Raw genomic sequence first — 13516 nt, 5'->3', positions numbered from 1 at the left:
AGGATATTGAAGAACAGAATGGAGAAGAGAAGGAGGTTGAAAGAAAATGTCTCATAAAACAGCGGAAAAACTGTCCAAAATTAGAGGGCGCAGATCAGAAAGTATTGCGATATCTATCTTATCAGAGTAATCAAGGACAGACGGATATGCTTTGAGCCCAAGAATTTCGCCACCCTTTTTGTTTATCGGGATTATTTTACCCTTGAAACCACCATCCTTTAGGTCTTTAACTATCTCGTAACCAATCTTTGTCTCATCGCTAGAAGCACCAACCACTGCTACACTTTCTGGATAGAAGAAACGATCTAAGCTCATAACCAGTAATTTTAAGATACCATATAGAATTTGACCTGGCTATGTGGCATCAATTCCAATCCAATGTTCCTCTCTTACCACCTTATTTATCCTACAATTAATTATCTTTTATGATCATGAATGTCTAATTCAAAATCTCTCATCCAAAATTACGAAGAAATCGGAACTTCAAACCTACGCCGGAAAATCCTTGATCTGATTGATCGCTCAATCTCCGAATTCTATCCTGCGACAATAATGAACAAGGAAATTGGTGCACTAGAAACTGAATTTCAAAATATGAGAAGACTCTTCATAATAGGATTTGGTAAATGCTCTCTGTCAATGTTCAAGGGTTTACCAGATTCGTTAACGGAACGGGCAGAATACAGTGGGGTAATTGTTCCAAAAAATCTTGAAACTGGAGATTACGGAGGACGCCCTGAGGTTTTGAAGGGAAATCATCCTATCATAGGAATGGATACTGAGGTCTCCTCAAGAAAACTTCTTTCCAAATTGAGCGGATTGTCCGAAGATGATACTGTCATTGTACTTATTTCGGGTGGCGGTTCTGCACTCTTTGAGATCCCTGAAGATGGGATCACTTATGATTTCATTGCTTCCATTTCAAAGTGCATAATGAACAATGGTGGAGACATTGACGAGCTGAATGCTGTAAGGCAATCCATTTCGAAGGTTAAGGGAGGAAAACTCGCAGGTATGCTATATCCTTCCAGAGTTTTTTCGTTTGTAATATCAGACGTACCAGGCGATAGGGAAGACATTATAGCTTCAGGTCCACTCGTTATGGCACAAACAACGAAAGAAGAAAGAAAGAACATTATTAGAAAATTTGAGCTTTTCTGCCCAGACCTGAATAAGATAGATGATAGATATATAGATTATAAGGCACATCATGAATCGTTTGAGAGAGTTAAGCAAAAAATCATTCTGAAAAACCATGATATTGTTCAATTCTTTGTTGACAAACTAAGAAATGATGGGGATTCCGTTGTAGACTTGGGATCAAACATCCAGGGCAATGTAAAGGATGCCAGTGAGTACTTTGTGGAGCGAATGAAGAAAGCCTGTTCCATGTTGGGCCCATCCTATGTTATTGGAGGGGGCGAAACAACTGTAGATGTTCGTGGCAATGGGATAGGAGGGAGAAATTGCGAGCTTTCAGTCAGAGTGGCAAGGTTGATGGATAAGGATGACGAATTCATGTTTTCAAGCATAGGTACAGACGGTATCGATGGGATTTCCCCTGCAATGGGAGGTATTGTTGATAAAGAATTTGTGAAAGAAACTTCAAAAGCTGAGATGGATGAATCTCTTAAGAAAAATGATACCTACAATCTCCTAAACAAAAGAAGGTCTGCAATAATCACTGGCTTCACAGAAAATAATGTATCAGACATAATGATTGGTTATTATGGCGGAAAATACTAAAATAGACAGCAAAGGGAGGATCCTCCTTTTAAAATCAGATGACGCTTCCGGCTTATTGTATACGGAGACAAATCTTGCGATAATAAGGGGAAAAAAAGTGCAGCTGGATTCGAATCTTGCAATTTCTCCGGGCGATACAATTTCGATTGGTAGAGATCAATTCATAGCTATGCCACCTGGTCCCGTCTACTTCAAGGACTTTGCTGAACGTGGAGCGCAGATCATACAGGCCTGGGATGCATCTATTATAATAGGATACTGCAAAATTAGTCCTAGAATGAATGTCTTGGAAGCTGGGGCCGGTTCTGGAGCGCTGAGCTATTCTATACTCACAGCATTAGGAAATAATGGGACACTTGTGACAGTTGAGAAGGAACAGAAATATATTGAACTTGCAAAAAAGAATCTGTCGTCAATTTCCGATTTCAACAACTGGACATTAGTTAACGAAGACATTGCCACTGTAAAATTAGATCGCAAATTCGATGCTGTAGTCCTGGATATTCCGGAGCCTTGGAATAGTATCGAAAATCTCTCCAGGTATGTCAGGCCTGGATCTATTGTTTCGTGTTATCTTCCAACTTTCAACCAGGTTGAGAAAACAGTACTATCCCTGCACAAATTTGGATTTTATTATCTTGAAACATTCGAGATCGTGAAAAGGAATCTCTTGGTCAGGGAATCCGCGGTAAGACCGGACAACAACATGATAGGACATACTGCGTTTCTTGTTTTTGCAGTGAGATTGAGTGGAATCGTTTTTGATTGATGTGTTGTCGCCATGAGAGATATTTGACAAATTCTATATTGTAAGATGATCTATTGTTAATCGTTGGATAAAAAAGAAGAGGTCATATGTGAGAGATGCAACGGGACAGGATTTGTTACCGACGAAAACTCACATCAGGATGTTTGCCCGGTGTGCCTTGGCCTGGGAACTATAATCCAAAATAGAGCGAAAATAACACTGACACGTTCTAAATCCGGTCTTAAGAAAAACGTTATTTGGACGCTTATAGCGCTTTCAATCTATTATGTAATTTTTTTCTTCTTTTACATTCGAGGAGATTTAAACATACTGGCCACTGTTGTAGTCCTAATTGCAGGCCATATGGCAGCTATATCATACATAGTCGGATACATGATAATTAAATCCCTGCATAGATTGTGAATGATGCCAACATTCACCGTTTATGTTTGAAGTCTCGTTGTTCATGGCATGTTATTAAACGTATTCTTAGGAAATGACATGACCTTACGTGAACTCTTCGTGTAACATGGGATGCACGTTGCGAAGTAGACCAACATCAATGGGCCAAGAAAAATATATGCGAGATACAAAAGATATCAGGCTCTGCGTATATGATCACATATCCCGGCTTCCGGATTTGAACCAGAGACCTGCGGATTACGGCGGTTTTCCAGCCGTGGATTCCCTCTACAGTCCGCCGCTCTACCAACTGAGCTAAGCCGGGTTTTGTAAACCGTGAATATTCATACACCTTAAAAATATTGACATTAAAACCGGTCAAGCCGGAACATTAACAAAATGTTAAAACGGATCGTTCGATACCCTTTAACTAACGTTGGTATGTTTCTGAAGTGATATATATGGATTCTGAAGAGCTTTCTGTTTCAATGGAAAAGTATTACGGAGAAAGAATAGTAACCGCCTTGATAGGCATCGAGGCTGACATGGATATGGTAGACGCAGTCGGAGAGAAATTCTCCACAATGAAGCACGTTGAGGACGTGTTTATTGTTACGGGGGATTATGATGTAATGCTAAAGGTGAGATTTCCAGATTACAATGAATTTCAGGACTTCTTGGTCAAAGAGGTTGTAAATGTTGAAGGGGTTAAGAAATCCAAGACAATGATGGTACTATCCATAAAGAAGGAGATGGGAAGGAGGATTGGAGCGTGATACTATGGATAAACAGTTATATGATGAGGTTCTGTTCCTTCTGGATGAATTGTCGCAAGATACTACAGTTCCAAGGAATGTGAGAAGAAACGCGACAGATTCAAAGAACAGGCTTATGACGGGAAGGGAAAGTCTTGATATTAAGTGCGCGTCTGCTGTGTCGGTACTTGAGGAAATGGCGAATGATCCAAATGTACCTTCTCATGGCAGGGCTGCTCTTTATACCGTTATAAGCAAGTTGGAAGCGTTGGCTAAATCCCAATAAATTTTTTAAATTTCCGTTTTCCGTAAAAGAAATATACAAGTAATTATTCAATATAGTTACATATATATATAATTATAATATTAGGGATAGATCGTATGACACTTTCGGAATTAAGTGATAAACTGGCAAAGTATCTCATCCTTTCGGATATCCCGCGTAGCGTAGCCTACACGCTTGTTTACATCAGGGACAAAGATGAGGTAACTAGTGTGGAGATAGAGAGAGAAACCGGACTAAGGCAGCCTGAGGTTTCTGTTGCAATGCAATGGTTGAGACGAAAGAATTGGATAACCAAAAGGAACTTAAAAAGAGAAGGAAAAGGCAGACCAATACACGGATACAAGCTTTCAAAGAGCTTCAATGAGATTCTCGATGAAATCATTCAAACACAGGCAAACAAAATTAACGAGATAAACGAGAATATCAGCAGAATCAAAGGATTCCGCGTTTAGACCTTTTTACCTCAATTTTTTTAACCTTATTTTTTTCACCAATAATTATAAGATCGCACAAGTTTGTGAAAATTCCGACTTCCGCAACCCCAGGAATCATTTTTATTTTCCTTTCCAGAATTTTTGGATTCGTTATGATTCCAAAATCGCAATCAACTATGTGATTTCCGTTATCTGTCTTGAACGTGCCATTATCACGTAATGTGCACTTGCCACCCATATTCTCCAGCATCTCAACGGTTGTGTTTCTTAGGAAAGGGAATATCTCTATAGGTACAGTGAATTTACCGATACCTGCAGATTTTAGTTTAGAACTGTCGATGATGATACAGATTTTTTTGCTCCTGCTGGCGACAATCTTCTCTCTCAGAAGAGCGCCGCCCCCACCTTTTATCATATTTCCACGTAGATCAATCTCATCTGCTCCATCCACATCTAAATCAATACCATCAGGTATGCTTTCGACAACTTTTATTCCAAGTTTTCTTGCCATAGTTTTTGTGTCTGTCGATGTGGCAACGCATTTTATATTTAGACCACCAGAAACCTTTTCGGCAAGATGTTTTATAAAATATGCCACCGTAGACCCCGTACCTAGTCCGACCACTGTGTTCTCCCTAACTAGATCCACAGCTTCCTTGGCAGCCAACGATTTCTCAGCATCAATCCCCTCGATAGACACATTCGGTAATAGCATGTATTATTTTTTAATTGCTGGTGGTTTTCGGCTCACATATTTGATATGTGATACAATTAGGGGAGCCATAGGAATGTTATTTTTAATTGAGCTTCATGTAGCCCGAAGAAAAAGAATATAGGCCATATTTAAGGAATGTAAAACAAACTGAAAATTAAGAATTAGTGAAGGTTTTTAAAAAAATTAGAAAAAAATTATTTTTCGAAATCTTGGAATTCTGAGTCCCAAATTATTCCCTCGTTCTTCACCTTTCCCGTAAGATAAAATATCAGCATAGCTATTCCGACCGTTGCGAGATTCAAGACCAGCGAAAAAATACCTATGTAGATGAAGTCTAACGGTTTATATAGACTAGATGCGAACGAAATCTCGAACAGGAAATAGAGGGCCGATCCCAGTCCGACCAACCATCCCGCAGCAACAGCCCACTTGTTCAATTTTCTGGTATAGAGTGAGATAAAGACCGCAGGCAGAGTTTGCAGGATAAATGCACCACCAAACGTCTGCAGGAATATTATGTCCTTAGAAGCAACCGGAATGAATGAAAACAAGAGCGCAAGCACGATTATGACTATGACAAGGAATCTAGATAGCCATGACTGTGTCTTAGAAGATGCTTTCTGATTTATGTACTCGTAGTAAACGTTTCTTGTAAGTAAGTTCGCCGATCCAAGCGCCATTATGGAAGCTGGAACTATACTTCCAACAACAACTGCAGCGAAAGCAAATGCGGTGAATGCTGATGGAAACATTTTCAGCACCACATCCGGAAATGCAAGACTACTGAGGTTCGATGGGTAGAGAGAGCCACGTTGAACAACGGCGGCTATCCCGATAATTGCCACAAAAAGAAGAAGAACGTTATATAGAGGCAAAAGGGCTGAATTTCTACGAATTGTCTTGGTGTTCTTTGCACCAAGTGTTCCGGTTATTGCATGTGGGTAAAGGAAAAGTGCCAGTGCAGATCCTAGGGCAAGTGTAACATATCCGAGCTCAAGGGACGGGCTTAATTTTACTGTTATAGGGCTTATTGCAGCAGCGCTCTGAAACATATGTGCAAATCCACCCAGCTTTATCGGGACGTAAATGACTATCACAATCACTGCAGCCCATATTATTGCGTCCTTTATTATAGCTGTAAGTGCAGGTGCTCTCAAACCACTGAAAAAAGTAAAGCCGGCTACAAGGAGGAATGCAATCGATAGGCCAATTGTCGCAGGAATGGCCAGGGATTCCATGACGAATTTTATGCCTACGATTTGCAATGCAATGTAAGGGATTTCAGCGACGACGCCAGTCAGGGCAATGATCATAGCCAACGATCTACTGGAAAATCTGTCCTTCACATAATCCGCAGCCGTGATGTAACCCCTTCTCTTTGAAACATTCCACATCCTAGGCATCGTAGCATAAACTATTGGATAGATCATAATCCCATAAGTTATGGCATACATTCCGAGAGCACCAGAGGATGAAGCAAGTCCAGGAACTGCGACTAGGGTATACGCAGTATAGAGATCCCCACCCAGCAGGAACCAGATGACAACCGTTCCAAACCTATGCCCTCCGATACCCCATTCAGAGATATCTTCCATTGTTTTTGGCTTTCTCCAGAAATAGGCAAGAAAACCAGCTACGAGCACACCGATTACTATTACAAAGAATATGACGTAATCTCCAAGAGCAAATGATCCCATTTATGCACCACCTGCTCCAAGGTTCTTGTCCTTTCTTTCTAACAAATACACCATGGAGATCAAAATCGCTGCTATAAATATCCACACTAGCTGGTACCAATAAAAAAATGGCCACCCACCAAGCGTTGGATTTACTCGGTCGTAAATACCTATTCCAAGTACCATAAAAAAATACGGTATAGCAAGCAAGATAAATTTCAGAATAGCATTCATTGTCAGACATTAACGAATAAGTTATTATTAAGTTTTTTGTCCATGGTTATTTTTTGAAATATAATATGTTTCTTAGATTTAATATTAGACGAAGAACTTTAGATATTTTTAACAACTTAGAAAATATTATTAAACAATAAGAAATGTTATTACAAAAAAGACCATAACAGTCCTCATGGAAAGTAAATCTTGGAAGGATTCCTTCGCCGAGCTTGAACGTATTGTGCTGCCTACAGACACGAATCCGATAAATGATCTTTATGGAGGACGTTTAGTCGAATGGATAGACAATGTTGCCTCAATAACGGCTGCACGGCATTCCAGAAGAAGAAATGTTACAGGGAGTATAGACAGCCTCTTTTTCCTTTCTCCCATTCATCTTGGGGACATAGTACATTTAGCATCCAGACTAAATTATGTGACCAGAAGTACTATGGAAGTGGAAGTAGATGTTTATGCCGAGGACAGCTTAACGGGAGACAAGAAATTCACCACAACTTGTTTCCTTACCTACGTGGCAATTACCCAGGATGGTAAACCAACAGAAGTGCCTCCATTGGTCCTTGATGAGGAGGATACCATTCGACGGTTTAACGAGGGAAAAAAGAGAAGCGAAGCCAGATTGATAAACCTGCAAGAGGCAAAAAAGAAGGTACCAAAAGAAATATAATTTATACAACTAATGCATGTAATTAAACAATGGAACTTACTACAATAAGTGCAATATTGTTCGGACCATTTACTTCGTCCCTTCCATCGCAAATTTCAGGCATAACCGGAAGGATATATGAGATAGTTGCCTCGGTATCAGCCATAATAATAGCAATTCTTTGGATACCTATTGCAATAAGCTTTTTTGGTGCAGACGAGAATCGGAGGTACGAGGCAAAAGCAAGAATGAAAAATGCTCTCATAGGGACGTTTATTTACGTCATAGCAGTTAGTGGAATTCTATACACCGTTGTAACATTCATAATCACGGGCTCATGAAGATGATCTCACTAAAGATCGCAACTGGGATACTGTATTACATAATAGATGCAATAAATCTGCTCTATAAGACGTTGATACAATACTTTTGGTATAACACGATTTCATATGGGCTTTCCCCCAGCAACGCATTTCTTATTCCGGACCTGAAGAACCAGTCGTTCTTGAATCTTTATAATATGCTTTTTAAATCAGCGTTCCTGCCAATTTCCGCTGTAGCAATAATCGTATCGTCCTTGGCCGTCCTTTTCTACAACGCCTTCTATAAGCCCCTAAATCCCGGCTATAACCTTATGAAGTTGGTCGCGGCAATTTCCATAGCCGCCCTCTCTCTTTTGATAGTGGAGAGCATTCTCATGGAGTTACAATATAGTTTTGATTACCTGTTCAAAAACATAGGGTTAAACTGGTATAGTTTCTATAATTTCTCTGGAGGATTTGCAAAATTCTCAGTTTCGCACCCGATAAGTTCCACGAATCAGGAAGTCCTTCAATTTCTCGTATTATCTGCATATTTTATCGCAGTCATATCTCTTTTTGGAGTGCTAATGATGCGCCAGGCACTTATGATATTGATGATTCTGATCCTCCCATTCACAACTATATTATTCTCTTTAAACATAGGAAAAAAATATGCGAAGATTGTTTGGGAATTTATAGCAGAGATGATGGTATATCCTTTTCTTGTGCTCCTTTCCCTGTACATGGCATCTATATTTTCTGCCAACATTCCTCTTCAGCTTGCTTTCCTGTTCGTACCGATAGTGATACCGGCAATACTCTTCTTCTCTGGCAGAGGACTCACCTCCCTTCCACTTCTCAGTTTCGTCGGGGGATTAACAATGGGCACAGCAGTTTCGAGGGGGATCGGTCTGACATCAGGGTTGGGGGGGACAGTGTTATCTGATTCGATCGGAGGGAGCGTGAAGACCATGGCTCTTTCTCCCCTGCAAGATAGAATCCCGCAAAAAACAGCGAGTATGAAGAGATCGCCGGATAACTCACTTCCATGGAAACAGATCCTGGATGAGGAAATGAAATACAGGAAGCCAGATAGTGAATTATGAAATATAGGATACCATCAAATCTGTACAATTTCAAGCCTACGATGTTCGGGATAGAGCTGAAAAGATTGTTGATCTTTTTCGGATTTGCTTCTGTTTGTATCCTCATTATAAGGATCAATCCTTTAGCAGTGCTGCTTGTACTACTTGCGGTATTCCTGGTTATGTTCATGAGGATAGGGGGCGAGCCACTTTCGGATTTAATATTCATTAACATTCGCTATCTTTTCACAAAAAAGAGGGGCACAATAGAAATTGACATCCATTTTTCAAAACACAATGAAAGAACTTTATTTTTCCTTTCGTCGAGAATATACGTCATGATGTTGTGTTCAGGAACAAATTTCCTTGAAATAAGCCACAAAGATCAGAATCAACTGCTTAAAACAGTGCGCTCAATCCTTGATTCTATTGATGCCGACATTGATGTTGTAGTTTTACCCGAAGCAATACCACCGACCGATCTGGAAAGGGATAACGAGATCGATAGATTCGTCGTTGAAAACAACTACAGCTACTCCATCATGATCCTCCTGTCTTTTCCTGGTAGGAACGATAGCGACGATAAAATGAAAAATCATCTTATTTCGGAGGGGAGCACACTGATCTCCACGCTATCAAGCAGCGGAATTAACGTGTCTTTTGTTGATGACGAAAATGTAGCATTCTCAAATTTGAACGAGTGGCTTGGTTAGGTACGATCCAATGAAAAGGACATTAAAAATAGATTTCAAGTTAAAGAAAAAATATATTGAGACAAACAGAAACTCGACAGACGGCGTACTATATGATGCGGATTACGAGTTTGGTCCGTATTACATAAATATGATTGAGAGTCTGGATTTCCCAATAACGTTAGCGTTCAGTATACGAAAGCTGAATCCTAATCTTCAGAGAAAGATGATAAAGAAGATCATAGCCGAACGGAAAACTGAATTTCACACTTCAATTAATCAGAAGAATGGCGAGAAATCCACCCTGATGAAACAGGTAGAAGATGCTGAGAGAATCCTTCAAGAACTCGATGCTGAAAATTCGAAATTGTTCAACGCATCTATGCATATCAAGATAACCTCTGAACATCCTGTTGAGCTTAAGGACCGTTTTGATCGCCTTTCCGAAACATTAGGGTATCTGGGGATGGAAATCAAAAATGATACAGGCAGACTCGTTTCAAATCGCCATTACCCTCTACCCATCTCCAAGGGCGGGAAATACCTGTTGAATTCCAAGTCCTTATCAAGCATCATCCCGATATACTTTACACCAAAAATTCTTCCTCAAGGCATTCTTGTTGGAATCGATGACATTAATGAGAAACCGGTGTACATAGATCCTTTCATCGAGAACTCACACAACATGCTTATTATTGGAGAAACTGGATCTGGCAAATCGTTTCTTGTTAAACTCCTGATTCACAGACTGATGACAAAACACGTATGTGAAAAGTTTTTCATATTCGATCCTCTAAATGAATATCCCTCCAAGATATTTGGTGGAAAGGCTATCTTTCTGTATATAGACGCAGAGGGTAAAATCCTTCCATCTATAGACCATAATGGATTTTGGAATGATGAATCAAAGGGAAATTTGTCCGGCGATCAGGATGTTGTTATTGTTAGGCCATCAGATGGGGTTGATTTTAACGAACGCGCAATAACATCAATGCTCAAACTTGCCAACCAATTTATGGCTGCTGGAAACGAGAAGAAGATGCTCATATTCGACGAGTGCCATATCATCACGTCGATGCCTGCAGGATTCAATGCACTGAATTCCATGGTCAGACACTCAAGGCATTATAACGCATCGATTGTGGATATATCGCAGAATGTAGATGATTTCCTAAGGCCGGAGCTCGCCTCGATAGCCTATAACAGCAACAGAATTTTTGTATTCAGGACAAGGAGCATGAGGACTGAACATAACACTGTCCTGAAACTGGAAGATTTTGATTTTGCCCCTGTACATTCCCTTCTCGGAGGAAAAACGGATTCTTTTTCCGAATGCGTATTGTCCAGTGGAAAAGATGTTAAAAAGATAAGGGTCCTATCAACTTCTGAGGAAAGGAGAATATTGTCTTCTTAATGCTCTGCGTTTTCTTCTGAAATCTTTGCCTGTACGAGAAGAAGCTCCAAAATACCGAAGACAATAAGAACGATCACAAAACTCGTTACCCCAACATCGGCCCACGTGTTATACAGAATCGACCAGTAGAGATAGAATGCCACACCTATTGCTAATAATCCAAATCCCATGAATCTACCCCAGAAGTGATTCTTCATCGAACTGAGCCTTGTTGAAGTTTCAATGTCATTGTTCATGTACTGAAAGGACTATCAAAATCATCTATTTCATTATATCGATCCTTGACAGAATATAAAAGTGTTCGGAATCTGGGACTTTTTCTTCGTTATTTGCATTAATGTTGAAAAACGCACTCAAAAACATTTAAGCATTTTTATGTAATCACGGTGAAGTATGCGCGATCCTGCTAGTAAATTTTTTCACTGTTCGGACAGAGAGAGAGCAATATTCGAAGCTGGCGTAAAACTTGGAACGGTTTATCACCAATACATCGGTGCACCTTTGAACCTTACCAACGTCGAATCTCTGGAAAAGGCCATAGAAGAGAGCATAAGTGTTCAACCGTTCGTAGAGAAAGCTACGGTCAGAATCGACAAGAACATGATAAACAAACACAAGGGTCTGTACAAGTACATAACATTAACCGGGAACATGCTTGATGTCTCTCTCAAAGTGAAATACAAGAATGAGGAAATAAGGGCTAGATTACGCTACGTCCCGGAAATGGACTATCCATTAATGTACGTGGAGGATTAAGGATAGCAATGGCAGTAAAGGTAGGAATAACTGGGCCCGTTGGTTCTATAAAAGCGGAGGCCGTGTCAAAGATCATAGACATGCTTCAAAAGGACGGAAAGATTGTACAGGGAGTTTTAGTTTCGGAAATTGTAGAGAATAACAAACTGTATGGCTATTCTCTTTTCGACATAAACACGAAGAAGAGAATTGTGTTTGCGCAGGCCACGATAGTCTCAAGAGTCAAGATAGATAAACTCGGAGTCGATACCAGGCTTCTTGAAGAGATTCTTATACCGAGCCTTAAAAAGGCTCGTGAAGAAGCGGACGTGATAATAATAGACGAGATAGGAAAACTTGAGAATACAACAAAAACCATTAGAAGCGAAATTCAGACAACGCTGAAATCTGAGAAACCACTCATAGTCACATTACACAAGAAATCAAGGAATCCAGTCCTTCAGGAGATTCGAAGCCTGGAGGGGATAAGAGTATTCGACATAACGCCAATAAACAGGAACATACTTCCGTTCAAGGTTCTTAAGGTATTGAAAGGAGAAGAGGGCGTTACGTGATCGTAAAGGAAGGATTGGCAAGCGTCTATTCTTCCAGCGATACAACTTCCATGGGCCCAGGAGTCAAAGGTCCTGGATTTTACAATGCCGAACAGAGATTGAATAGAGATATCACCCTGGCATTATTGTCTGTCCTTAAACCAAGACGATATCTTGATGGTTTTGGTGGTACCGGAATAAGAGCAATCAGGACTGCGCTTGAGCTTTCCATAGATTCGGTTGTTTCAGATATCAACAGAGAATCGATCAGTATCATAGAGGAAAACGTAAAGCGCAACAGTGCATCTGTTGAAGTCATCAACGGCCGGTTTGAGAGCGTTGTATCCTCTCAGTTCTTCGATTTTATAGATGTTGATCCGTATGGAAGCATTGTGCCATACGTAGACGTGTCGCTGAACTATGCTACGAACGGGGGGTATATAGGATTTACTGCAACAGACCTGTCTTCCCTTACTGGGTCGGTTCAGAAGAAGACCTTAAGGAGATACGGGGCACATATCATAAATGACAGACTCAGGCACGAGAAGGGTGTAAGGTTGTTGATTGCATTTATAGCAAAAAGGGCTGCTGCACAGGACAAGGCCATAACACCGATAATATCTTTCTGGAATTCCCATTATTACAGAGTTATTGTACAGGTGAAGAAAGGCGCATCTATTTCGGACAGGACACTTGGTCAAATTTCAATGTACAACAAAAATAAGAATTTACTGGATTTTTACGATGACATCGATGAAGGACCAATATGGCTTGGGAACATTTCCTCAGTAAAGCCTGAAGTCGAGATAGTAGAAAATTACGTTAACAGTGATGCTATAGAATTAATAAGAGAAGCCGAATACGAGAATATTATGCCCTTATTTTATGAATTAAGCGATGTCGCGAGTTATCTCCATAAAGATGTACCAAAGATAGACGATGTAATGGCATATCTGATGATGGAGTTCGGTATCGAATCGAGAAGAACAAGATTTTCCTATACTGGTATAAAATACAATGGTCCTAGAGACCGAATTTTAGAGGCTTGCTTAAAACTTTCCCGTAAAAAATAAGTGACGATACATTAGA

General features: G+C 40.1%; 19 protein-coding genes and 1 tRNA gene. 14 read left to right on the top strand and 6 right to left on the bottom strand.

Translation table 11 applies throughout. From position 1 onward, the window contains the following. Positions 1-51: 51 nt before the first annotated feature. Positions 52-315, bottom strand: coding sequence for a CoA-binding protein (locus LVQ96_07575; protein MCW6171015.1), 264 nt, complete (start codon positions 313-315; stop codon positions 52-54). A 120-nt stretch (positions 316-435) separates the two neighbouring features. Between LVQ96_07575 and LVQ96_07570 the strand changes: the two genes are divergently transcribed. From LVQ96_07570 to LVQ96_07560, 3 genes are all read left to right on the top strand, one after another. Further along, positions 436-1746, top strand: a complete 1311-nt coding sequence (locus LVQ96_07570; GenBank protein ID MCW6171014.1) for a DUF4147 domain-containing protein — start codon at positions 436-438, stop codon at positions 1744-1746. Next, complete coding sequence (locus LVQ96_07565) at positions 1730-2515, top strand: methyltransferase domain-containing protein (GenBank protein MCW6171013.1); 786 nt, start codon at positions 1730-1732, stop codon at positions 2513-2515. Before LVQ96_07570 ends, LVQ96_07565 begins: the two co-directional genes overlap by 17 nt. Before the next feature lie 63 nt (positions 2516-2578). Beyond that, on the top strand, positions 2579-2917 hold the full coding sequence (locus LVQ96_07560) for a hypothetical protein (GenBank protein ID MCW6171012.1): 339 nt from the start codon (positions 2579-2581) through the stop codon (positions 2915-2917). A 202-nt stretch (positions 2918-3119) separates the two neighbouring features. Here the strand turns inward: LVQ96_07560 and LVQ96_07555 are convergent. Continuing rightward, positions 3120-3221: transfer RNA gene (locus LVQ96_07555), tRNA-Tyr, on the bottom strand. Positions 3222-3357: 136 nt separating this feature from the next. On the opposite strand from LVQ96_07555, the gene LVQ96_07550 reads away from it, so the two are divergent. The 3 genes from LVQ96_07550 (at position 3358) to LVQ96_07540 (ending at position 4389) form a co-directional block, all read left to right on the top strand. Next, the gene (locus LVQ96_07550; protein MCW6171011.1) at positions 3358-3672 is read left to right on the top strand and encodes an Lrp/AsnC ligand binding domain-containing protein; all 315 of its coding nucleotides are present in this window, start codon (positions 3358-3360) and stop codon (positions 3670-3672) included. Positions 3673-3676: 4 nt separating this feature from the next. Further along, positions 3677-3937: a UPF0147 family protein gene (locus tag LVQ96_07545; GenBank protein MCW6171010.1), complete on the top strand. Its 261-nt coding sequence runs from the start codon at positions 3677-3679 to the stop codon at positions 3935-3937. A 95-nt stretch (positions 3938-4032) separates the two neighbouring features. After that, on the top strand, positions 4033-4389 hold the full coding sequence (locus LVQ96_07540; GenBank protein ID MCW6171009.1) for an ArsR family transcriptional regulator: 357 nt from the start codon (positions 4033-4035) through the stop codon (positions 4387-4389). On the opposite strand, the gene rpiA is transcribed toward LVQ96_07540, so the two are convergent. The 3 genes from rpiA to LVQ96_07525 all read right to left on the bottom strand — a co-directional run bounded on the left by rpiA (position 4370) and on the right by LVQ96_07525 (position 6996). Then, on the bottom strand, positions 4370-5071 hold the full coding sequence (gene rpiA / locus LVQ96_07535) for a ribose-5-phosphate isomerase RpiA (GenBank protein ID MCW6171008.1): 702 nt from the start codon (positions 5069-5071) through the stop codon (positions 4370-4372). The two genes, LVQ96_07540 and rpiA, sit on opposite strands and share 20 nt — an antisense overlap. Positions 5072-5280: 209 nt before the next feature. After that, on the bottom strand, positions 5281-6783 hold the full coding sequence (locus LVQ96_07530) for a sodium:solute symporter (GenBank protein ID MCW6171007.1): 1503 nt from the start codon (positions 6781-6783) through the stop codon (positions 5281-5283). Further along, positions 6784-6996, bottom strand: a complete 213-nt coding sequence (locus LVQ96_07525; protein ID MCW6171006.1) for a DUF3311 domain-containing protein — start codon at positions 6994-6996, stop codon at positions 6784-6786. 175 nt (positions 6997-7171) lie between these two features. Between LVQ96_07525 and LVQ96_07520 the strand changes: the two genes are divergently transcribed. The 5 genes from LVQ96_07520 to LVQ96_07500 are packed head-to-tail and all read left to right on the top strand — an operon-like array spanning position 7172 to position 11138. Beyond that, entirely contained in the window at positions 7172-7666 is a 495-nt protein-coding gene (locus LVQ96_07520; protein ID MCW6171005.1) for an acyl-CoA thioesterase, read from the top strand. A gap of 29 nt (positions 7667-7695) precedes the next feature. Continuing rightward, positions 7696-7986 carry a hypothetical protein gene (locus tag LVQ96_07515; protein ID MCW6171004.1) on the top strand — a complete coding sequence of 97 codons (291 nt, stop codon included), beginning with the start codon at positions 7696-7698 and terminating at the stop codon, positions 7984-7986. Between the two features lie 2 nt (positions 7987-7988). After that, positions 7989-9053, top strand: coding sequence for a hypothetical protein (locus LVQ96_07510; GenBank protein MCW6171003.1), 1065 nt, complete (start codon positions 7989-7991; stop codon positions 9051-9053). After that, on the top strand, positions 9050-9745 hold the full coding sequence (locus LVQ96_07505; protein ID MCW6171002.1) for a hypothetical protein: 696 nt from the start codon (positions 9050-9052) through the stop codon (positions 9743-9745). Before LVQ96_07510 ends, LVQ96_07505 begins: the two co-directional genes overlap by 4 nt. A gap of 10 nt (positions 9746-9755) precedes the next feature. Beyond that, positions 9756-11138: an ATP-binding protein gene (locus LVQ96_07500; protein ID MCW6171001.1), complete on the top strand. Its 1383-nt coding sequence runs from the start codon at positions 9756-9758 to the stop codon at positions 11136-11138. Here LVQ96_07500 and LVQ96_07495 read toward each other — a convergent pair. After that, positions 11135-11374, bottom strand: a complete 240-nt coding sequence (locus tag LVQ96_07495) for a hypothetical protein (protein ID MCW6171000.1) — start codon at positions 11372-11374, stop codon at positions 11135-11137. The genes LVQ96_07500 and LVQ96_07495 overlap by 4 nt on opposite strands. Positions 11375-11531: 157 nt before the next feature. Here LVQ96_07495 and LVQ96_07490 point away from each other — a divergent pair, with 157 nt between their 5' ends. Genes LVQ96_07490 through LVQ96_07480 form a run of 3 tightly spaced genes read left to right on the top strand, consistent with a single transcriptional unit; the run spans position 11532 to position 13500 of the window. Continuing rightward, entirely contained in the window at positions 11532-11894 is a 363-nt protein-coding gene (locus LVQ96_07490) for a dihydroneopterin aldolase family protein (protein MCW6170999.1), read from the top strand. 8 nt (positions 11895-11902) lie between these two features. After that, positions 11903-12448, top strand: a complete 546-nt coding sequence (locus tag LVQ96_07485; protein MCW6170998.1) for an NTPase — start codon at positions 11903-11905, stop codon at positions 12446-12448. Continuing rightward, positions 12445-13500: a N2,N2-dimethylguanosine tRNA methyltransferase gene (locus LVQ96_07480; GenBank protein ID MCW6170997.1), complete on the top strand. Its 1056-nt coding sequence runs from the start codon at positions 12445-12447 to the stop codon at positions 13498-13500. Before LVQ96_07485 ends, LVQ96_07480 begins: the two co-directional genes overlap by 4 nt. Positions 13501-13516 lie beyond the last annotated feature (16 nt).

The organism is Thermoplasmatales archaeon, assembly GCA_026127925.1.
Taxonomy (GTDB): Archaea; Thermoplasmatota; Thermoplasmata; order Thermoplasmatales; family Thermoplasmataceae; genus JAKAYB01.
The sequence above is the reverse complement of the archived record's forward strand: the minus strand, read 5'-3'. Positions and strand labels throughout refer to the sequence as shown.

Excerpts from the sequence above, each read along its gene's own strand:
- LVQ96_07575 (MCW6171015.1), bottom strand. The coding sequence starts at position 315 with ATGAGCTTAGATCGTTTCTTCTATCCAGAAAGTGTAGCAGTGGTTGGT.
- LVQ96_07570 (MCW6171014.1), top strand. The coding sequence starts at position 436 with ATGTCTAATTCAAAATCTCTCATCCAAAATTACGAAGAAATCGGAACT.
- LVQ96_07565 (MCW6171013.1), top strand. The coding sequence starts at position 1,730 with ATGGCGGAAAATACTAAAATAGACAGCAAAGGGAGGATCCTCCTTTTA.
- LVQ96_07550 (MCW6171011.1), top strand. The coding sequence starts at position 3,358 with ATGGATTCTGAAGAGCTTTCTGTTTCAATGGAAAAGTATTACGGAGAA.
- LVQ96_07545 (MCW6171010.1), top strand. The coding sequence starts at position 3,677 with ATGGATAAACAGTTATATGATGAGGTTCTGTTCCTTCTGGATGAATTG.
- LVQ96_07540 (MCW6171009.1), top strand. The coding sequence starts at position 4,033 with ATGACACTTTCGGAATTAAGTGATAAACTGGCAAAGTATCTCATCCTT.
- LVQ96_07530 (MCW6171007.1), bottom strand. The coding sequence starts at position 6,783 with ATGGGATCATTTGCTCTTGGAGATTACGTCATATTCTTTGTAATAGTA.
- LVQ96_07525 (MCW6171006.1), bottom strand. The coding sequence starts at position 6,996 with ATGAATGCTATTCTGAAATTTATCTTGCTTGCTATACCGTATTTTTTT.
- LVQ96_07520 (MCW6171005.1), top strand. The coding sequence starts at position 7,172 with ATGGAAAGTAAATCTTGGAAGGATTCCTTCGCCGAGCTTGAACGTATT.
- LVQ96_07515 (MCW6171004.1), top strand. The coding sequence starts at position 7,696 with ATGGAACTTACTACAATAAGTGCAATATTGTTCGGACCATTTACTTCG.
- LVQ96_07510 (MCW6171003.1), top strand. The coding sequence starts at position 7,989 with ATGATCTCACTAAAGATCGCAACTGGGATACTGTATTACATAATAGAT.
- LVQ96_07505 (MCW6171002.1), top strand. The coding sequence starts at position 9,050 with ATGAAATATAGGATACCATCAAATCTGTACAATTTCAAGCCTACGATG.
- LVQ96_07500 (MCW6171001.1), top strand. The coding sequence starts at position 9,756 with ATGAAAAGGACATTAAAAATAGATTTCAAGTTAAAGAAAAAATATATT.
- LVQ96_07495 (MCW6171000.1), bottom strand. The coding sequence starts at position 11,374 with ATGAACAATGACATTGAAACTTCAACAAGGCTCAGTTCGATGAAGAAT.
- LVQ96_07490 (MCW6170999.1), top strand. The coding sequence starts at position 11,532 with ATGCGCGATCCTGCTAGTAAATTTTTTCACTGTTCGGACAGAGAGAGA.
- LVQ96_07485 (MCW6170998.1), top strand. The coding sequence starts at position 11,903 with ATGGCAGTAAAGGTAGGAATAACTGGGCCCGTTGGTTCTATAAAAGCG.